At 60.6% G+C, this 20240-nt stretch carries 15 protein-coding genes and 2 pseudogenes; 6 read left to right on the top strand and 11 right to left on the bottom strand.

Going from position 1 to position 20240, the window contains the following annotated elements:
* Positions 1 to 4 precede the first annotated feature (4 nt).
* A complete protein-coding gene (locus HX899_RS28395) occupies positions 5 to 508 on the bottom strand; it encodes a CinA family protein (RefSeq protein ID WP_181293939.1) in 504 nt (167 codons plus the stop codon).
* Positions 505 to 1722 (bottom strand): bifunctional 2-C-methyl-D-erythritol 4-phosphate cytidylyltransferase/2-C-methyl-D-erythritol 2,4-cyclodiphosphate synthase, encoded by a 1218-nt coding sequence (locus HX899_RS28400; protein ID WP_181293940.1) that lies wholly within the window; start codon positions 1720 to 1722, stop codon positions 505 to 507. The genes HX899_RS28395 and HX899_RS28400 overlap by 4 nt, the downstream gene beginning before the upstream one ends.
* 145 nt (positions 1723 to 1867) lie before the next feature.
* Here HX899_RS28400 and dusB point away from each other — a divergent pair, with 145 nt between their 5' ends.
* The 3 genes from dusB to ntrC are packed head-to-tail and all read left to right on the top strand — an operon-like array spanning position 1868 to position 5483.
* Entirely contained in the window at positions 1868 to 2884 is a 1017-nt protein-coding gene (gene dusB, locus HX899_RS28405) for a tRNA dihydrouridine synthase DusB (RefSeq protein ID WP_181293941.1), read from the top strand.
* Positions 2881 to 4035: a nitrogen regulation protein NR(II) gene (locus HX899_RS28410; protein WP_138329594.1), complete on the top strand. Its 1155-nt coding sequence runs from the start codon at positions 2881 to 2883 to the stop codon at positions 4033 to 4035. Before dusB ends, HX899_RS28410 begins: the two co-directional genes overlap by 4 nt.
* On the top strand, positions 4032 to 5483 hold the full coding sequence (gene ntrC / locus HX899_RS28415) for a nitrogen regulation protein NR(I) (protein WP_003539347.1): 1452 nt from the start codon (positions 4032 to 4034) through the stop codon (positions 5481 to 5483). The genes HX899_RS28410 and ntrC overlap by 4 nt, the downstream gene beginning before the upstream one ends.
* Before the next feature lie 115 nt (positions 5484 to 5598).
* On the opposite strand, the gene HX899_RS28420 is transcribed toward ntrC, so the two are convergent.
* The 7 genes and pseudogenes from HX899_RS28420 to HX899_RS28450 all read right to left on the bottom strand — a co-directional run bounded on the left by HX899_RS28420 (position 5599) and on the right by HX899_RS28450 (position 12422).
* A complete protein-coding gene (locus HX899_RS28420) occupies positions 5599 to 6393 on the bottom strand; it encodes a transporter (protein ID WP_246697200.1) in 795 nt (264 codons plus the stop codon).
* A 57-nt stretch (positions 6394 to 6450) separates the two neighbouring features.
* Positions 6451 to 7239: a hypothetical protein gene (locus HX899_RS28425; RefSeq protein ID WP_138329590.1), complete on the bottom strand. Its 789-nt coding sequence runs from the start codon at positions 7237 to 7239 to the stop codon at positions 6451 to 6453.
* A 162-nt stretch (positions 7240 to 7401) separates the two neighbouring features.
* Positions 7402 to 8588: pseudogene (locus tag HX899_RS28430) on the bottom strand (alpha/beta hydrolase).
* Positions 8589 to 8757: 169 nt separating this feature from the next.
* A complete protein-coding gene (locus HX899_RS28435) occupies positions 8758 to 8970 on the bottom strand; it encodes a hypothetical protein (RefSeq protein WP_138329586.1) in 213 nt (70 codons plus the stop codon).
* Positions 8967 to 9772: pseudogene (locus HX899_RS28440) on the bottom strand (DUF2092 domain-containing protein). The gene HX899_RS28435 and the pseudogene HX899_RS28440 overlap by 4 nt, the downstream one beginning before the upstream one ends.
* Positions 9773 to 9931: 159 nt before the next feature.
* A complete protein-coding gene (locus HX899_RS28445) occupies positions 9932 to 11770 on the bottom strand; it encodes an adenylate cyclase (RefSeq protein WP_181293943.1) in 1839 nt (612 codons plus the stop codon).
* A gap of 94 nt (positions 11771 to 11864) precedes the next feature.
* Positions 11865 to 12422: a hypothetical protein gene (locus HX899_RS28450; RefSeq protein WP_246697194.1), complete on the bottom strand. Its 558-nt coding sequence runs from the start codon at positions 12420 to 12422 to the stop codon at positions 11865 to 11867.
* A gap of 480 nt (positions 12423 to 12902) precedes the next feature.
* Between HX899_RS28450 and HX899_RS28455 the strand changes: the two genes are divergently transcribed.
* Complete coding sequence (locus HX899_RS28455; protein WP_181293944.1) at positions 12903 to 13907, top strand: HAD family phosphatase; 1005 nt, start codon at positions 12903 to 12905, stop codon at positions 13905 to 13907.
* Between the two features lie 26 nt (positions 13908 to 13933).
* Here the strand turns inward: HX899_RS28455 and HX899_RS28460 are convergent, their stop codons facing one another.
* Positions 13934 to 14206, bottom strand: a complete 273-nt coding sequence (locus tag HX899_RS28460) for a hypothetical protein (RefSeq protein WP_180194237.1) — start codon at positions 14204 to 14206, stop codon at positions 13934 to 13936.
* Between the two features lie 301 nt (positions 14207 to 14507).
* Complete coding sequence (locus HX899_RS28465) at positions 14508 to 15461, bottom strand: formylglycine-generating enzyme family protein (RefSeq protein WP_138329577.1); 954 nt, start codon at positions 15459 to 15461, stop codon at positions 14508 to 14510.
* Positions 15462 to 15736: 275 nt separating this feature from the next.
* Here HX899_RS28465 and HX899_RS28470 point away from each other — a divergent pair, with 275 nt between their 5' ends.
* Positions 15737 to 18136 (top strand): arylsulfatase, encoded by a 2400-nt coding sequence (locus HX899_RS28470; protein ID WP_181293945.1) that lies wholly within the window; start codon positions 15737 to 15739, stop codon positions 18134 to 18136.
* 379 nt (positions 18137 to 18515) lie between these two features.
* A complete protein-coding gene (locus HX899_RS28475; RefSeq protein ID WP_138329573.1) occupies positions 18516 to 20174 on the top strand; it encodes an arylsulfatase in 1659 nt (552 codons plus the stop codon).
* Positions 20175 to 20240 lie beyond the last annotated feature (66 nt).

The following is a 20240-nucleotide window of genomic DNA, read 5'->3' on the forward strand; positions in this document are numbered from 1 at the left end:
CGCGTCAGGCAGCAAGGAGCGAGCGCACCATCTCCAGCGCCGTCCTGATCGTCGCCACCCGGACCTCGCTGCGGCCGATATCGCCATAAAGCATTTTCCGATGGATGAGCGCGCCGGAACGCGATTTGGCGGCAAGATGCACCAGGCCGACCGGCTTTTCCGCCGATCCGCCGCCGGGGCCGGCAATGCCCGTGACGGCAACGGCGATCCCGGCGCGTGAGCGGAAGAGGGCGCCATGCACCATCTGCCGCGCCGTTTCCTCGGAGACCGCCCCGAAGCGCAGCAGCGTTTCCGCCTGCACACCGAGCATCTCGATCTTTGCGCTATTCGTATAGGTGACGAAGCCGCGGTCGACGACGGCTGATGAACCCGATATCTCCGTCAACGCCCCGGCAATCAGTCCGCCGGTGCAGGATTCGGCGGTCGAGACCATCAGCCCTGCAGCCGTAAAGTCACGGATGATCGTCTCCGCCTTCGAAACGATATCCTGAGGAAAAAGGCTCATCATTTCCTTCCGCGATAGACGACGGTCGCAGTGGCGATCGCCGCGATGCCTTCGCGCCGGCCGACGAAGCCGATCGTCTCGTTGGTCGTCGCCTTGACCGAGCAACGCTCGATATCGATGCCGAGATAGTCCGACAGTTTCGCCCGCATGGCGTCGCGATGCGGGCCGACCTTGGGCGCCTCGGCGATCAGCGAGACGTCGGCATTCATGATCGTGCCGCCGCGCTCGCGCACGATCCGGGCGGCATGCTCGATGAAGATCCGCGAAGGCGCGCCCTTCCACTGCGGGTCGGACGGCGGGAAATGATCGCCGATATCGCCGGCGCCGCAGGTGGCGAGCAGCGCGTCCGTCAGCGCATGCAGCGCAACGTCGGCATCGGAGTGACCTTTCAGCTTCTGGTCATGCGGAATGAACACGCCGCAGAGTGTCACGCCATCGCCCGCCACGAGCTGGTGCACGTCGTAGCCGTTGCCGGTGCGCACGTCTGGAAGCAGCGAAGCCGACAGCTTGTCGTCTGCCATGGCGATATCGTCCTTGACCGTCAGCTTGACGTTGTCGGCCGTGCCCTCGACGATCGTCACCGGAATGCCCAGCCATTCGGCGATCGAGGCGTCGTCGGTGAAATCGCTTCGTCCGCTTGCGGCCGCCTTCTCATGCGCCTCGAGGATCGTTTCGAAGGCGAAGGATTGCGGTGTCTGCGCCGCGTAGAGATGCTCGCGTGAAACCGTTGTCAGCACGGTGCCGGCATTGTCGGCGCGTTTCAGCGTATCGGTGACCGGGATCGCCGGCAGGACCGCCTGCGCGCCGGCGTCAAGGCTCTCGGCGATGCGATCGAGAAGCGCATGGTCGAAGAACGGGCGCACGGCATCATGGATCAGCACATGGCTGATTTGCTTGTCCTTGAGGTATCTGAGGCCTGCAAGCACGGATTGCTGCCTGGTCGCACCCCCATGCACCGTTTCGATCGGCGTTGCCGAGATGATGTGGCGGAAGGCTCTCGCAAACAGCGCCTCGTCATCGGGATGGATGACGACGACGATCTCAGTTGCCGCTTCCCATGTCATGAAGTTTTCAAGCGTATGCACGATAACCGGCTTGCCGCCGATCATGCGATATTGCTTCGGGCCTTCCTTGGATGATCCCGCGCGCTCGCCGCGGCCGGCGGCAACAATGACAATTCCAGCCGATATCGGTTGCTTAGAAGGCATTTGCAGCATAAATCCCCTAAATTATGCGGAATTGACCGGAGTGCTCTAACGTCTTGCTTTGGCCTTTTCCAGCATCTGCCCGAAAAATATCAATTCCGGTTCCAGCCCCCTTGGCAAGCCAGGGAATAGTGGCTAAAAATAATGCAGTTCTATTGTGTGCCCGAAAGATAATCATTTGATTTCCAAGGACCTCGCAGCGCCTTTCCAAATCGGACCCGTGTCCGTGCGGAACCGCGTTGTACTGGCGCCGATGTCCGGCGTCACGGATATGCCCTTCCGCGAGCTTGCCTGGCGCTTCGGCGCCGGCCTCGTCGTCACCGAAATGGTGGCGAGCCGCGAGCTGGTCAATGACACGGCCGAATCCTGGTCGCGGCTGAGGGCTGCGGGCTTCCGGCCGCATATGGTGCAGCTTGCCGGGCGCGAGGCGCATTGGATGGCGGAGGCAGCCAAGATCGCCGCCGATCACGGCGCCGATATCATCGACATCAACATGGGTTGCCCGGCAAAGAAGGTGATCGGCGGTTATTCCGGCTCGGCGCTGATGCGCGATCCCGATCACGCGCTCGGTCTCATCGAGGCGACGGTCAAGGCCGTCGACATTCCTGTGACGCTGAAGATGCGCCTCGGCTGGGATGAGAATTCGATCAACGCGCCTGACATTGCGCACCGCGCCGAGGCGGCCGGCATCCAGCTTGTCACCATTCATGGGCGCACCCGCATGCAATTCTATGAAGGCCGCGCCGATTGGGATGCGATCCGCGCCGTCCGCGAGGTGATCTCCATTCCGCTGATCGCCAATGGCGATGTCGAAACCGCAGGCGACGCACAGGAAATATTGTGCCGCTCCGGCGCCGATGCAGTGATGATCGGCAGGGGCTGCCAGGGCAGGCCGTGGCATGCCGGTGTAATATCAGGGGCGCCCGAGCCGCTACCGCAGGATATCGCCGAGATCGCCGTCGAGCATTATCGGATGATGCTGGATTTCTACGGCGAGGCGGTGGCGATCCGCCATGCCCGCAAGCATCTTGGCTGGTATCTCCAGCGTTTCGCGCCGGCTCTGTTGGGCGGCGAAAAGGCGGCGATCATGACCTCGCGCGATCCGCGCGAAGTGGCCGCGCGCCTTTACGATGCGCTTGCGGCAAGTATTGTCGACAGCCGGGAGGCGGCATGACGAAGGATACGATATCTCCGCCCGATCACGCTGGCGGGACCGTCGCCATGGCCGTGCTGAACGCCATCCAGAACCCCGTCATCATGGTCGACGAATCCGGCTTCGTCGTTTTCGCCAATTGGGAGGCGGAGGCCTTTTTCGGCGCCAGCGCCTCGCATCTGGCACGTTACCGCATCTCGACCTTCATTCCCTTCGGCAGCCCGCTGCTTGCCCTGATCGACCAGGTGCGCGAGCGCAAGGCGCCGGTCAACGAATATCGCGTCGACCTGAGTTCGCCCCGTCTCGGCCAGGACAAGCTCGTCGATCTCTACGTCGCCCCGGTGCTCAGCGAGCCCGGCGCCGTCGTCATCGTCTTTCAGGAACGCTCGATGGCCGACAAGATCGACCGACAGCTGACGCATCGCGCCGCCGCCCGCTCGGTGACCGGCCTTGCCTCGATGCTGGCGCACGAGATCAAGAACCCGCTCTCCGGCATCCGCGGCGCCGCCCAGCTGCTCGAACAATCTGCGGACGACGACGATCGGGCGCTGACCCGGCTGATCTGCGACGAGACCGATCGCATCGTCTCGCTGGTCGACCGGATGGAAGTCTTTTCCGACGAACGCCCTGTCGACCGCATGCCGGTCAACATCCATTCCGTGCTCGATCATGTGAAGGCCGTCGCCAAGGCGGGTTTTGCTCGCAACATCCGGGTCACCGAGAGTTACGACCCGTCGCTGCCAGCCGTCTATGCCAATCGCGACCAGCTCGTTCAGGTCTTTCTCAATCTGGTGAAGAACGCCGCCGAAGCGGTCGGCGATCGGTCGGACGGCGAGATCATGCTGACGACGGCCTATCGCCCCGGCATCCGTCTTTCGGTCGCCGGCACGCGCGAAAAGATCTCGCTGCCGCTGGAATTCTGCGTCCACGACAACGGCCCCGGCGTTCCCCTCGATCTGTTGCCGCACCTCTTCGATCCCTTCATCACCACCAAGCCGAACGGCAGCGGCCTCGGCCTGGCGCTGGTCGCCAAGATCATCGGCGATCACGGCGGCATCATCGAATGCGATAGCCAGAACAGCCGCACGACATTCCGCGTTCTCATGCCGGCGTCGAAGGACGCCTCGCTCGAAGACGCCTCTATAGCAAGCTCGACAGGACCTTCTCGATGACAGCCACGATCCTCGTTGCAGATGATGATGCGGCCATCCGAACCGTGCTCAACCAGGCTTTGAGCCGCGCCGGTTATGACGTTCGCATCACCTCCAACGCCGCTACCCTCTGGCGCTGGATTTCGGCAGGCGAGGGCGATCTGGTCGTCACCGATGTGGTGATGCCCGACGAGAACGCCTTCGATCTGCTGCCGCGCATCAAGAAGGCGCGGCCCGACCTGCCTGTCCTCGTCATGAGCGCCCAGAACACCTTCATGACTGCCATCAAGGCCTCGGAGAAAGGCGCTTACGACTATCTGCCGAAGCCCTTCGATCTCACCGAGCTGATCGGCATCATCGGCCGTGCGCTGGCCGAGCCGAAGCGCAAGCCCGCCAAGCTTGAAGACGACATGCAGGACGGCATGCCGCTCGTTGGCCGGTCGGCGGCGATGCAGGAAATCTACCGCGTGCTCGCCCGCCTGATGCAGACGGACCTGACGCTGATGATCACCGGCGAATCCGGCACCGGCAAGGAACTCGTCGCCCGCGCGCTGCATGATTACGGCAAGCGCCGCAACGGCCCGTTCGTCGCAATCAACATGGCGGCGATCCCGCGCGACCTGATCGAATCCGAACTCTTCGGCCATGAGAAGGGCGCCTTCACCGGCGCGCAGACGCGCTCGACCGGCCGCTTCGAGCAGGCCGAAGGCGGCACGCTCTTCCTCGACGAGATCGGCGACATGCCGATGGACGCCCAGACACGGCTCTTACGCGTCCTGCAGCAGGGCGAATACACCACCGTTGGTGGCCGCACGCCGATCCGCACCGATGTGCGCATCGTTGCCGCTACCAATAAGGACCTGAAGCAGGCGATCAACCAGGGCCTCTTCCGCGAGGATCTCTATTACCGCCTCAATGTCGTGCCGCTGCGCCTGCCGCCGCTGCGCGACCGCGCCGAGGACATCCCCGATCTGGTGCGCCATTTCATCCAGCAGGCGGAAAAGGAAGGTCTCGGCTCCAAGCGTTTCGATCAGGAAGCGCTCGAACTGATGAAGGCCTATGCCTGGCCGGGCAACGTCCGCGAGCTGGAAAACCTCATCCGCCGTCTGATGGCGCTTTACCCACAGGATGTGATCACCCGTGAGATCATCGACGCGGAACTGCGTTCCGACGTGCCCGACAGCCCGATCGACAAGGGGCCGATGCGCAGCGGCTCGATGACGATCGCGCAAGCCGTCGAGGAGAACATGCGCAGCTATTTCGCAGGCTTCGGGGACAATCTGCCGCCGCCCGGCCTCTATGATCGTGTGCTGACCGAAATGGAATATCCGCTGATCCTCGCCGCCCTGACGGCGACGCGCGGCAACCAGATCAAGGCGGCCGATCTTCTCGGTCTCAACCGCAACACCTTGCGCAAGAAGATCAGGGAACTTGGCGTCTCGGTCTACAGGAGTTCCCGCACCGCCTGAGCCTGTTCGGGCTTGCACGGTGCTGCAGTGAGGTCTGAGAAGATCGCTCTCTGATCCTCATCCATCAGCGTTCCACGCAATACCGTTCGGCCGAGCGCATCGTCGATCTGCGAATTCACTTTGGAAAGAGGAACGTGAGCGCGAGCCGGAAGCCAAGTCCTTCCGGGCCGTTCTCCGGAGCGTCTGCCCAATAGCGGATACCTGCCGTCAGGCTGATCGGCTGCTTATCGATGGTGATCAGCTTGGCGACTGCGAAGTTGATTGGAACCGACCAATTGTTCGTTTCCCAGTTATAGGTGGACTCCGTATTCAGCGAGAACGTCCAGGCGTCCTTGGTCGTGTAGGAGATAAACGGCTGGAGGAACGTCGAACTCACATCTTCCCGGTCGCTTTGACCAGCGAACGACCAGATGTGGTTCCCAAGAATGCCGTAAGTCCAGGGGCCGTCCTGTTTGAGAACGACTGCTGTCGGTCCAGCGCCCCATTTGCCGCCACCGAGGAGCTCGTCGGTCGCGGTGGGAAGGAGGAACACCGGTCCGGCACCCCAGACGATACCGGTCTCCGTCGGTTTAGCAGGGGAGAGAAAGAAACTCTGCAACGTGTCGCCGAGACCGAACTGCGTTCCTGATGGCCCGGCGATGTCGTTCTGCCATGTGACCGGGAGGATGGTCCTCGATATGAGGTTCCAGTCCTCGTTCAGAGAGAATGGAATGACAGGCTGGATGTTCAGCGTTGCCTTGTCACCATCTTCGGGACCGTAGCCGTGGTCATAGTTGAACTGGAACGGGACGCTGATCAGCGAAGCGATCGGATTCGACAGCTTCTTCGCGAGTTCTTCGCTCGACTGGGCGTTGGCTGCACCTGATGACAGAACCAGCGCCGCGGTAAGCTGCATCAGCCGAAAAATCATGAGCTTCATTGACGTCTCCACCGTACAAAACTCGATCTGCTGTCCCAGACGTCGTTCTCAGAAGTGGATGACGACGCCGAGGATCGGACCCTGCTCGACGACGTCGAAGACGAAGCCGTCGTTGTCGTAGTCGACGCCGAGTGCGCGGTATCCCGCAACGGCTGAGATCGTGTCGGTGAACTTGTAGCCGAGCGCGAGCGCCACATCCCAGTCAAGATCCGCGCCGCCGGCGCCGACGAGACCCCATCCTGTCAGATAGATCTCCGGCGTGAAGAAGTAGTTGCCTCGGACGCCCACCAGACCGTCGACCCAGGTCGCGCTGTCATCTTGCTCGACGCCACCGAGGATCCCGCCATTGAAGGAGATGTTGGTGTCGACCGACCACACCCGGATGCCGCCGACGACATCGAGGTGTCCCGACTGGTCCTCCAGCACCGAGTAGCCGACCCCGAGAAGTCCGGCGAAGGTCTTTGAGGTGACGTCGACGCTGTCGGCGAGGATGCCAAGCGGCGTATTCGCGTCTGCGCCAAGCTTGGTGTAGATGATGTCGCCGAAGATGCTGAACCGGTCGTACCGCGCTTCACCCGCGGCCATGAAGGCGAAATCGAGGTTCTGCAGGATGTCGTCGAAATCGGAGTCGATATGAACCTCCGGCAATCCGAACTGTGCAATGTCTCCGGATATCCCCGCCATCCAGAAATACGGCGCGACGGTGAACGTCCAACCGCTCGGGCTCTCGACCACTTTGGCATCGGGTGTCAGCGGCGTCGGATCGGCTGCCCAGGCGGGCGAGGAGGCTACGAGACCCGCGCAAAGGACTGCCGCGCGTAGAAGAAAAGCCGTCATGAAACTCCCCCTGCGTTGTCGGTCTCCATCGTGGTCGCCGACGAATCGAACATATCATCGATCTCCGCTCAACTCTGGCGCAACACCCGCCTGCGGATAAGTATGTTACAGTAATATCTGTCTGTCTGCGGCATTGCCGCGCTCGTCCTGCCGATGTCGGAGTTAGGGCTTGCAGCTCGGCGTTGGCCGTACCTCGTCGCAGTTTTTCAACATTGCTGGCTGCGGTTTGGCAGTGCCCATCAGGCCACTGACCTGGCCGGCGTAATTGTCCCGCGTGTCCTGATCGACAGCAGCGACGGGAGCGGCAAGGATCAGTCCAGCAACGTTCCCGGCTGCCGCCGCCGTTCCGGTTGTCGCCACCAGAATCTGGTCGCCAAGTCCAATCCTGCTGTCGGTGAGCGTCTGCCCCTCCGAGATGCGTGATCCGATGAGCTGAACGATCTGCGGCGATTCCGCGAATTTGCCGTGGTTCATCCGATCGCCAGATTTGATCTTGGTGAGATCGATCACCACGATCTTGTTGGCCTCGAACTCCGCCTTGTAGGGCGCCTGTTCGGGATCGATGGCTCCAAGTCGGGATACGTCACCCCAGACCCGACGCGAGAACGCCAGTGCACGGTCGTCACGGGATACGAACAAGGTGAACTGCGGATGCTGTTTGCCCATGTCGCCGATCTGCTGGCGGAACACGTCGACATCGACGTCCGGAGCCGCGAGCATGACATTCTTGAACTTGGCGGGCAGTCGGCCGTTACGAATGGCCATCTGGCGCAGCGATTCCAACGCCAGCCAGTTCCCCATGGAATGAGCGAGGATGGACACCTCCTTCACTTCCGGATCCTTTGCGAGATACTGGAAGAGTGTCTCCAGAGCATTTCGCGTATAGTTCGTGCTCTCCCGATCATAGCCGTAGGCGAGAAGGCTGCCACGCGACGGCCAGGTCACCAGCACGGGAGCGCTGTGCAGACCTGAGTCCTGAACGATCTGGGCGAAGCGACGGAGTCTTCGAACCGGTTGTTGAAACCATGGATGAACACCAGGACACTGTGGTCGGGGCTCTTGCGGACGCTGGCGCTCAGCCAGCGTTTGGCCTCATCGATATTGAGATCGTCGGCCTTTAAAGTCGCGAAATCTGTCGCCGGATTGGAGGGAAGCCTCTTTGGCCAGGCGACCTCTCCCTCCTTGCGGATCGTGTTCGGTGGGATGGACACGGTGATATCGGCGAATGCCGGGGTCCGCGCCCGTTCTCCGTTGAACATCTCTCCTGGCACCGGAGACCTGCTGCGTGTCGTGGCGATCAGCAAGTTGACCTTGGTCGACTTCGGAGACGTGTCTGCAACAGGCGTCATCACATCCTTCGGATGACCGCCGCACCCAGGCAGAATGACGATCAATGCGCACAGCAGAAGCCACCGAACATACCCGGCAACTATCGACCCTATTCCCGTGTTGTTTTTGCTTCCCACCGATTTCCCTCATGCTGGGCGCTTGTCGAATGCGTTCGCCGGGCCTGTTTTTCTAGCAATAATAGACGCCGACGGCGCAACGCCGGACCGTGCGGCGCGCAACTCCAGCGACACTCACCGGCGTCAGCGGGCGGCCGATCCTGGCCTCTGCCGGCGTGAAGACGCCATTCAGTCCCGGAATCGAAAGTCCGTTTCCAAGTTCGAGGCCGGACACGCCGATCGCCGCAGCAAGCAGCAGGAGTTTCAGTTTTCTGACGACGGTCATTTGGTGCCTCCCATGGCAAAGTGATCAGGAAGCTCGTCAATATCGGCAAGCTTCGTCAGGTCGACTTGGCGTTCGTGGTGTTTTTGAAACCGAAATCGTTGGCAACGACATCGGTGCCTGTCTTCCAGTCACTGATCTGGATGCTGTATTGTGGGCCTTGATCCACCTGGCTTGCGGTAATGACATATCGACAGGGATACGGATGCTCGCCTTGAGCGATCCATATCTGCCAGTCGACTTCCTTGGTGCGGAATGCAAGGTGGTCGCATTCGACGCCGCCGATGACACCGCTGCCGAGGTCCTTGACGTCGACCACGTCGCGCATCAGCTCGTCATAGGCATCCGGGAGCAGAAGATCGGCACCCGGTATGGGTCTATGGAGCTTGTCCCGCAATTCGTCGATCAGGTGATTTATGGTGCCTGGGACTTCTGCAAGGGCATAGAGGTTGGCGTTCTTGCCGAGCAGCGAGAGCGTCTTGCCGTCGAATGTGACCTCAACGTTGGCGAACCCACCAAACCGGGTAACCCGGAGTTTATCCGGTCGGCCCATTTCGATCTTGCCGGAACTTGCCAGCAGAAGCTTCTGATGGTCGACGGTGACCACCTCCAGGTTGGTGTCATACGAAAAGGAGATCGCCTTTTCTGCGGCCAGGTAGTCGGACATGGTTTTCACCAGCTTCTTGGCGTCTGCGTCGGCAGCGCTTGCGGCCGATCCACATCCCAAGATGATCATCAAGCCGCGTGCCGCGGACGACACCGCCGCCACGGCAGGGTGCAAGGCTCGCTGCGGTGCTTTGGTCATCGACGAATCCCTTCTAAATGGTTTGGTCGGACGACTGAGGTCGCTCCCTGGGTCTCGGCCATGAAAGAACGATTATCAGCGACCACAGCCTACACGGAGACGACGGCGTGCGCGTGTAACCATCGGGTATGTTCTGTGCTAGTTGTCCTGACAGCAGCGCTACCGCGGCTGAAGGGCCTTGGAACCGTCGATCGGCAGCGACATCGTCGCCTGCACCTCGTCCATCGCAGGAAGCCCGGCCGTTCGCAGATCGGCAATCATCCGTGCCCGATCCTGTGGCTGGAAATTGCGCGCCTTGAGTTCGGCCACGATGCTCGGAATGAAGTCGGGTCTCATTTCGTTGAACCGCGAGGCCTCGTTGCGGGCGTCCTCGATCATTCCGGCGTCGACGTAGATGACGGCAGCCACCGCATGGAATAGCGGGAACTTCTGCAGGTCCGCCTGCCTGATCTCGATGACCGCGGTCTTGTCGTCGTGCAGCATGTAGGCTGCAAGTGCGCGCGTTCCGCGATAGTAGCCGCCGCCGGCAGGGTTGAGAGCAATGGCACGATCCAACAGCGCTGCCCCGCGCTGCCATTCCCCGCTCATCGCCACCCGGGTACCAAACTCTCCTAGCAATTCGGTGTCGTTCGGATTGGTCGCCAGTGCCCGTTCGCCGATCTGAAGTGCCTCCGGAACCCGCTGGCTGAAAAACAACGCCGTCATCAACGCCTGAAGGGCGCGGGTGTTGCCGGGATCCAGTTGAATGGCACGGCGGGCGGCCTGAAAGCTGCGATCTATCGGCGCGGACGAAATGGGCTTCCGATTGAACCTGAAACGATCCTCGTCGAGATAGAGGATGGACAACATCGCCCAGGTGGTCGCAAAGGATGGATAGCGGGCGACAGCGCTTTCGAGGCAGTTTCGAACCTCTTCGTGCCGCTCGATGCTCAACTCGGCACGGTAAGTGTAAAAGCTCAGCGTGCAGCCGTAGATGCCAAGATCATCAGGCGGCGGGTTGGAGACATCGGCCTGGGCCATGATGCCATAGGGCTGCGCCACGGCGGTCGCAACCTTGTTTGCGACGTCGGACTGGATGGTGAACAGGTCGCGGACGCCGATGTTGTCGTCGTAGGTCTGCGACCAGAGGATCTCATCGGTCTGCGTGTCGAGCAGACGTGCCGTCACACGCACTCGGCTTCCGGAGACGCGAACACCGCCTGCCAGCAGGAAGCGTGCGCCAAGTTCTCCGCGAATCCGCGATGTCTCCACCTCTGGCGGCAACGATCTGGATGTCTCGCGACCGAAGACTTTGATCTCCTTGAAGCGGGGAAGGGCGGTGAGGAGTTCCTCGGTGAGGCCTGTCGTATAGAGTTCCGCCTGAGGACCATCACCGAGATTAGCAAATGGAGCGATCACCAATGTCGGTCCATCAGATCCTGTAATGTCGGCAGTCGGGAAGGGCCAGATCGAGCCAAATCGAATGGAGGTCAAGCCAGCCAGGGCTGCAGCGCCGCCCACGATCACGATCAACCCAAGGGCCACTGCCCACATATGCCGTCTTAAGCCGGGAAAAAGGGAATAGGCGCGCTCCGACGGCAGACTTTGGTCTTCAGCATCTAAATTGTCAGCACTCGGATTATTCCAGGCAAAGGTCGGCACGTAACCGCCTTTCGGAATGTCTATTCGGATCGGATCGCGTTGACCCGCTGTAAAATAATAGCGCTCGAGCACCCGCCTGAGCCTTCCGGCCTCGATCCGCACAACCGGATCATCCTGCGTGAAGCCGTTGGAGCGCTTGAAAACCTCGACTGCGATAGAGTAGCCCTTGATCCGATCTGCGCGGCCTGCAAGCGTCTCCTCCACGGCATAGATAAGAAATGCAGCACTCCGACCGATATGCGGAAATTGCGAGCTGGTAACGATTCGCTTGAGCTGAGCCCGAACATCATCGTGGGTCGGAGGTGGTCGCGTCGAATCCGGCGCAGTGTCGCGCCTCGATGGCAATAAATGTTGCACGACTCGCTCCTCACCCGCTCTTGAGGTACGTGACTACCAGAGATTTTATTAACTATCTCTTTTGTAACCTAGCGCAGAAACTGATCCTCGTCCATCAAGGCACCGTATGTGGCCCCGTTCGACTGCTTCGCAGATCGAGGGAAGGGGACGCCAGGCGAGTGAACCGCAGAAGCGGAGATCGCGTCTTCGCCGCCTCGTAGCAGTCCGCGGCCAAAGCGGCCAAAGCCGTAAATGACCACCCAAGGAGCCACGACGACTCGGCCCAACGCGCCCGCCAGATAGCGAGCAAGCACCACAGGGAAGTCGCCGCGTGATAGAGGATCGCGGGCCACAACAGGATGCCGATCATCTCCAGAACGAGGGCGGAATAGGTCAAGACGGCCGTGGTCAGGCAATTGTAGAGCGTCACTCCGACGAGGAGCCCCAGGGTGCCTTGCCTGTCTTCGGCGTCACGCGCACCCCAGCTTGCTGCGGCAAGAGCGAGCAGCGCCGCACCGCAGATCCGCCAGATCAGTGGTGCCTCCGAAACGACCTGCCTTGTCTCAAACAGCAGAACAAAGAGCATCGACGGCGCCACGATAAGCCCCAGTCCCGTCGCACCCTCGGCGATCGCAAACAGGGTCAGAAGTGTGCGTCGGTGAGCTGTGTTCATGGCGCAGAATCCCCGTGCCCAGGTCAACGTCACTTTCGGCACGGGCCGCCCTGGTGACGGACCGCTCTGCGCTGGCCCTCTTGCCTCAGGGTTGCGGCTGAAGTTTCTATTTTCAAGCTGTTCAGCTTGCCGTCGAAGGCGAACGGCGCCTGGTGGTCGTTATCGTCGACACCGGTTCCGTGTGATGTGGACCGTTTTATTTGGGGAGGGTATGGCGCGTATCGCGAGCGCGCCAGTAACATACAGTATGCACTGTTGATCCGCGTTCGTTCCAACAGTCACATTGGAGACCGCGTTGCGGGCCGGATTTCCGGTCAACGGCCGAACGAGTGGTCGCCCGCTGCCGCTACCTCGGACTGACAGATACTACAGTATGATACGCGCAAAGCCCTCTTGGAGCGAATATTGTTGCGGACGGGCGTTGGTCTGGGCCGAACGTCGCTTCGCCTGCCGGTCCATGTTTCCGACAGAGGGTTCATCATGAACACCAATCCAAAGCTGGCCTATCTCACGGCGGTGTTGGTCAGCACCACATTTTTCGCGGCCACGATCGTCCAGGCGGCGGAGACGCTGCCATCCTGGAACGATGGCAAGGCCAGACAATCGATCCTCGACTTCGTCGCCAAGGTGACCAAGGAAGGCTCGCCGGAATTCGTCCCGCCCGCAGAGCGCATCGCCACCTTTGACAATGATGGGACGCTCTGGGCCGAGCAGCCGCTCTATTTCCAGCTTTTCTTCGCGCTGGAGCGGGTCAAGGTTCTCGCACCCGAACATCCGGAATGGAAGACGAAGGAGCCTTTCGCATCCGTATTGAAAGGTGATCTGAAGAGTGCGCTTGCGGGCGGCGCTCCGGCGCTGCTTGCAATCGTCGGAGAGACGCAGGCGGGTCTGACGACCGACGAATACGCAACGGTCGTCAAGGAATGGCTTGCTACAGCCAGGAACCCCAAGACGGACAAGCTGTTCACCGAGATGGCGTATCAGCCGATGGTGGAGCTTCTCGACCATCTGCGTGCCAACGGCTTCAAGACCTTCATCGTCTCTGGTGGCGGCAACGAATTCATGCGCACCTTCGCCGACGAGACCTATGGCATTCCACCCGAACAGGTGATCGGCAGCAGCGGCAAGCTGCAGTTCGAGCTGCGCGACGGAAAGCCCGCCCTCGTGAAGCAGCCCGAACTGTTTTTCTATGACGACAAGGATGCCAAACCGATCGCCATCCAGACTTTCATCGGCCGCCGACCCATCGCTGCGTTTGGCAATTCAGACGGCGACCTGCAGATGCTTCAATGGACGTGTAGCGGTCCTGGTGCACGCTTCTGCCTCTATGTGCATCACACCGACGCCGAGCGCGAATTTGCCTATGACAGGAAGTCCAGCATCGGCCAGCTCGACAAGGGCCTGGACGAAGCACATGCTCAGGGGTGGACGGTTGTCAACATGAAGGACGATTGGAAGACCATCTATCTGACCGATAAGAAGTAACCGTCTTTGATGCCGGAGTCTGGTCCTCAACGGCGAGGGAGAAGCTTGATCACGGTCACACTGGCGCTTTCCAGAGCGGCTTCGATCTCGCTGCGCAGCGTTTCCACGAGTTCGACGAATTCCGCGTGGCGCTCATTTCGCTCTGCGGCGGAGGATGTTTCCCATTTTCTCCGCAATTCATCTGCAACGGAGAAGTCGGCACAGAGTTCACGGAAGTTATCGTCACGGGCGGCCAATGTATCGATGGTTTTGGCGCTGGCTGGAAAGATGCGCTTGGCGAACCGTGTGTCGTAATCCATCCATCCTACCTCCAAGGCGGCCTCTGCAAGTCCGGCGGCCGCATCGCGTTATAAGTGGTGCATGATGATCCGGAATAGGGCGGAAGCAACGTAGTTTACAGTAAGGAACGGGAACGAAAGCGGAATTCGCCGTTCAGAGCATGTCCGACACGCTTGAACTCCAGTTTCGCGCTGCCGCTGCTAACCGCAATCGACGGGAGTACGCCCATAACCTGCGGACCACGAAGGATATGTCATGAAAGGTCTTGTCACAATCGGTGGCTTTTGTTCCGCCGACGCGACATGTGACCATGACGCCGCCTCACACGCGCTTGACACATCTGAAGCCGACATGACTTGTGGACGTGTCCTCAGGCTCTGCATGTCTGGCGGCGGGACGATAGCGCTTGCAGTAGTTCGGCGCGCAGAGGTGGGATCCGCCCTTGAGCACGCGCCGCGGGATCCTGATGTCAGGCAGCCGCGGATCATAGCTGGCGTCGGCGTCGCCTCCGCGGGGATTGCTGGGGATGCAGCATGAATGGCTGGCAGGCTCGGGATGGCGTGTCGACCAGAAGTCAGAGGTCCATTCCCAGACATTGCCGATCATGTCGTAGATGCCGTAGCCGTTTGATGGAAAGGATCCGACCGGGGACGTTCTGTCCGCACCGGCTGGCTTTGTGCTCAGCGTAGGGAAGGTGCCCTGCCAAGTGTTGGCCATGAGCTTTCCTTCCGGGTTCAACTCGTCGCCCCAGGCAAATTCCGCATCATCAAGGCCGCCGCACGCCGCCAGTTCCCACTCTGCCTCGGTCGGCAGATCTTTTTCCGCCCAGAGCGCATAGGCCATGGCGTCGCTATAGGCGACATGGACGACGGGATGATCGAGCTTGCCGCGGATGTCGGTGCGGCCGCCGTAAGGGTGTCGCCAGTCCGCGCCGAACTTGAACGACCACCACTGGGTAATGTCGGGGCCGACTATGGCTTTCGGCGGCGTGAACACCAGAGATCCGGCTCGCAGCATTTTAGGAAGCGCGCCAGGATAGTCGGCGGCACGGGGTGCCCTTTCGGCGACGGTCACATGTCCGGTGGCTTTGACGAACGAAGCGAACTGGCGGTTGGTGACGGGGGTGGCGTCGATCCAGAAGCCGTCGACGGCTACCGGATGAGCAGGCGCTTCCTCCGGATAATGCTCGTTCGATCCCATGGTGAAGGTTCGTCCGGCCACCCAGACCAGGCCTGAAAATCCCGCGTCGTCGGTCGCGCGCACGTCGGATGTCATTTTGTCATTCCCGCAGGTTATTGCCGTTCACGTACGGGTGCGTGCCCCGCCCATTCACCTATATAACTACCCCTCGGAGCCGCAGTTCTTATAGTAGGTTACAGTAATATACGCGACGCGTTGGTAGCAATCTGCCACTCTCTGCAATGTCATCGCTAAGCTGATGGCTATGTCAGCCGATCTGACTCTCGCCGGCGCATGCGAGCATCATTGAGAGCGGGAAAGTATTGCTCGCTCTGCCTTTCTACCTTGGGTCCAAAAGGGAGCAATCAACAATGAATACGCGCGTTTATCTAGCCGTTCTCGCCGCCAGTTGTTTTTCAGCATTTCCCGCCGCCGCCCAGGATCTCACCGGAGCAACCGGTTCACCCAGCGCTACGTCGACGATCAACGGCCAGTCGCTGCCGGCAGCACCTCCGGCGTTCGGCGGAACCATCAACCTGGACGCCAAGGACTCGACTCCGTGGTGGCCACCCAAGGTGGTGCCGCCGAAGGGCGCGCCGAATATACTGCTGATCATGACCGACGACGCCGGCTATGGCGTCTCCAGCACCTTCGGCGGCGTCATCCCGACACCGACGCTCGATCAGATCGCAGCCAATGGACTGCGCTTCACGCAGTTCCACTCCACCGCGCTGTGCTCGCCCACGCGCGCCGCTCTCATCACCGGGCGAAACCACCATTCGGCGGGCTTCGGGGTGATCGCCGAGCAATCCACCGGCTATCCCGGCTATGATGCGATTATTGGCCCGAACAACGGCACGATCGGTTCGATACTCAGGGATCACGGTTATGCCACCTCATGGCTCGGCAAGAACCACAATACCCCGACCTACGCGCTATCCGCCTCGGGACCGTTCGACCAGTGGCCCTCCGGCATGGGCTTCGACTATTTCTATGGCTTCCAGGGCGGCGAATCCAACCAGTGGACGCCCTGGCTGTTCCGCAACCACGACCAGATCTACCCGTGGCTCGACAAGCCCGACTACAATCTGGTCACCGGCATGGCCGATGACGCCATCGACTATCTGCGCAAGGTGAATGCCGCGACGCCGGACAAGCCGTTCTTCATGTACTATGTTCCCGGCGCAACCCATGCCCCGCACCATCCGACGAAGGAGTGGATCGAGAAGTTCAAAGGCAAGTTCGATGGCGGCTGGAACGCCATGCGGGACGAGATTCTCGCCAACCAGAAACGGCTCGGCGTGGTTCCGGAGAATACCCAGCTGACGCCGTGGCCGGATGACCTTCCGAAATGGGATACGCTATCGGCAGACGACAAGAAGATGTTCGCCCGTCAGGCGGAGGTCTACGCCGCCTTTGTCGCCTATGCCGACTTCGAGATCGGCCGGGTGGTCGATGAGGTTCGCAAGCAGGGCAAGCTCGACGATACCCTGATCATATATATCGAGGGCGATAACGGCACCAGCGCCGAAGGTACGGCCATCGGCACGGCCTTCGACCTGGCCGCGATCCAGGCCATCAGCATGCCGGTCGCCGACCAGCTGAAATTCTACGACGCCTGGGGCGACCCGACGACGGAGCCACATATGTCAGTCGCCTGGTCCTGGGCTTTCGACACGCCGTTCAAATGGACCAAGCAGGTCGCCTCCCACTTCGGCGGCACCCGACAGGGCATGGCGATGTCTTGGCCGGGTCACATCACCGACAAGGGCGGCATCCGCAGCCAGTTCCACCATGTGATCGACATCGTGCCGACGATCCTCGAAGCCACCGGCATCCAGGCGCCGCTCACGGTGAACGGCATCGCCCAAAAGCCGATCGAAGGCGTCAGCATGGCCTATACCTGGTCCAAGGGCGCCAAGGACGTCCCCTCTGCACGCACGACACAGTATTTCGAGATGTTCGGCAATCGCGCGATCTACCACGAGGGCTGGATCGCCTCCTCGACCCCACCCGCCGCGCCCTGGCTGATGGGACTCGGCAAACTGCCCGATGTGGTCGATGGCTATCAGTGGGAACTCTACAACCTGACCGAGGACTACTCGCAGTTCAACGATCTCGCCGCCAAGGAGCCGGACAAACTGCGCGATATGCAGCAGCTCTTCCTCGTGGAGGCCGCGAAATACCAGGTGTTGCCGCTTGATAACTCCGTCATCTCGCGTGCCACCGCGCCGCGGCCAAGCGCCACCGCTGGCCGAACCGAGTTCGTCTACTCAGGCGAACTCTCGGGCCTGCCACCGGCCTCGGCGCCCGATCCGCTGGCCCGCTCCTACACGATCACCGCCGAAGTCGACGTCCCGCAGGGCGGCGGAGACGGAATGCTTGCGACGCTTGGAGGCCGCTTCGGCGGCTACGGCCTCTATCTCCTCAAGGGCAAGCCGGTCTTCACCTATAACCTGCTTGGACTGGAGCGCTTCCGGTGGGCCGGCGAGACCGCGCTGACAGCAGGCAAACACAGCGTCGTCTTCGACTTTACCTACGAGGGACCCGGTTACGGGAAGGGCGGCAAGGGTGTGCTCAGCGTCGATGGCACGATGGTGGCCGAGCAGTCGATCCCGCATACCATCCCGTTTCTGGTGACGGTCGACGAGTCCTTCGACGTGGGGGTGGATACCCGCAGTCCTGTCGACGACAGCGACTACCAGGTGCCGTTCCGGTTCACGGGTACGCTGGACAAACTGACGGTCAAGGTTGGGCCGCCGCAAATCTAGTCAGCGTCAGGCGCGGGCCTCGCAGGGCCTGCGCCATGACTGAGTTCGCCGCGTCGGGGGCGACCCCGACAAGCCAAGCTACCGATTTCCGATATGGGCGATGTCGCCTTCACGCTATCGGTGTTTCTGGACGACTGTCGCCCGGACATTGGTTCCTGCCTATCGGCGGTTTCGCCTGTAGGTTACCGTAAGATACTTGCTCTCCTTATATTTGTTATGCCTTATGTACGCGTCCAGGCAAGCCGACAGGCCCTGTTATTCTCAACGCGGCATGCACTTTCGCTCGGCTATCTCAAGAGCATTCGAGAACCTCGGTCGGACCGTATTCAGCATCCGTTGCAGTGTTGAGCTTTGCTTCGCCTGACCAAAAAAGGGAGAAATGGGCATGACAGAGAACGCGACTCCAACGAGGCGGGATATCTTGCTAACCGGCGGATCTTTGCTCGCCATGTCGGCGATTGGCACGGCTGCGAGCACCACCATGAGCCGGAATGCAATGGCTCAAGCCACGGGCAAAAAACCCAACATAGTAGTCATCATGGCCGATGATGTCGGCATCTGGAATATCGGCGCTTACAATCGCGGCATGATGGCCGGTCGTACCCCACATCTCGACAGGCTTGCGGCAGAGGGGATGCTCTTTACCGACTACTACGCCGAGGCGAGCTGCACCGCAGGGCGAGCGAACTTCATCACCGGCGAGCTTCCGGTTCGAACTGGCATGACCACGGTTGGCCAGGCAGGCTCGCCCATCGGCCTTCCTGCTGCGGCGCCAACCATTGCCACCGTGCTGAGGTCTCTGGGCTACGCCACGGGACAGTTCGGCAAGAACCATCTTGGCGATCTCAACGAGTTTCTGCCAACGGTTCATGGCTTCGATGAGTTTTTCGGCTATCTTTATCATCTTGATGCGATGGAAGACCCCGCGCATCCGGGCTATCCGCAGGAACTGCTGAACGTAGTCGGCCCGCGCAACATGGTCCATTCCTGGGCCACGGAAACCGATGACCCCACGGAAATGCCGCGATGGGGCAAGGTCGGCAAACAAAAGATTGAAGATGCTGGCACGCTCTATCCGGAAAGGATGAAGACGGTCGACGACGAGATTCGCGATCTTTCCTTCAAGTTTATCGACAGGGCCAAGGCCGATGGCAAGCCGTTCTTCCTTTGGCTCAACCCGACACGGATGCACATTGTTACTCATCTATCGGAAAAGTACGAGAAGATGCGTAATTCCGCGAATGGTTGGACCATCCATGAAGCAGGGATGGCGCAGCTTGACGACATTGTTGGCGATACCATGCAGAAACTGAAAGAAATGGGCGACGATGAGAATACGATCGTCGTGTTCACGACTGACAATGGCACCGAAAACTTCACCTGGCCGGATGGTGGTCAGACACCATTTTTCGGCGGAAAAGGCACGACATACGAAGGCGGCTTCCGCGCCCCCGCAATGGTCCGCTGGCCGGGGCACGTTCCTACCGGTTCGATTTGCAATGGGCTGATGTCCGGCCTCGACTGGTTCCCCACCCTTGCGGCCGCCGCTGGAAGCACCAATATCGCCGTCGAGTTGAAAGCGGGGAAGGAACTCAATGGCCAGACCTACAAGGTTCACCTGGACGGCTATGATCAGACCAGCATGATCACCGGAACTGGCCCGTCGAACCGTCATGAAATCTGGTATTTCGCCGAAAGCGTGCTCGGGGCGGCCCGGATTGATGACTATAAATACACGTTCATGGAGCAGCCGGACGGTTGGATAGGCAGCACGGTGAAATTGGACGTGCCGACCGTTGTAAACCTGCGCCTTGATCCGTTCGAGCGTACGGCCTTTTTCAAGGGTAACGTTGGTTCACAAGAATACTTTGAATGGTACAAGTTCGAATTCTGGCGTTTCGTCCTCGTTCAGCAAAAAGTTGAAGAGCTGGCGAAGACTGCCATTGAATTTCCGCCGATGCAGAAGGGCGCAAGCTTCGGAATAGACGCAGTCAAGGCACAAATCGCCGAGGCCATGCGCAAGCAACACGCACAGTAAGCCAAGTTGCACGTCGCGTGGCGCGGCACGTCAATGCGGATGGAGGGCTTTTCTGCCTCCGGCCGC

It is taken from the genome of Rhizobium sp. WYCCWR 11146 (assembly GCF_013591995.1).
GTDB classification, from domain to species: domain Bacteria; phylum Pseudomonadota; class Alphaproteobacteria; order Rhizobiales; family Rhizobiaceae; genus Rhizobium; species Rhizobium indicum.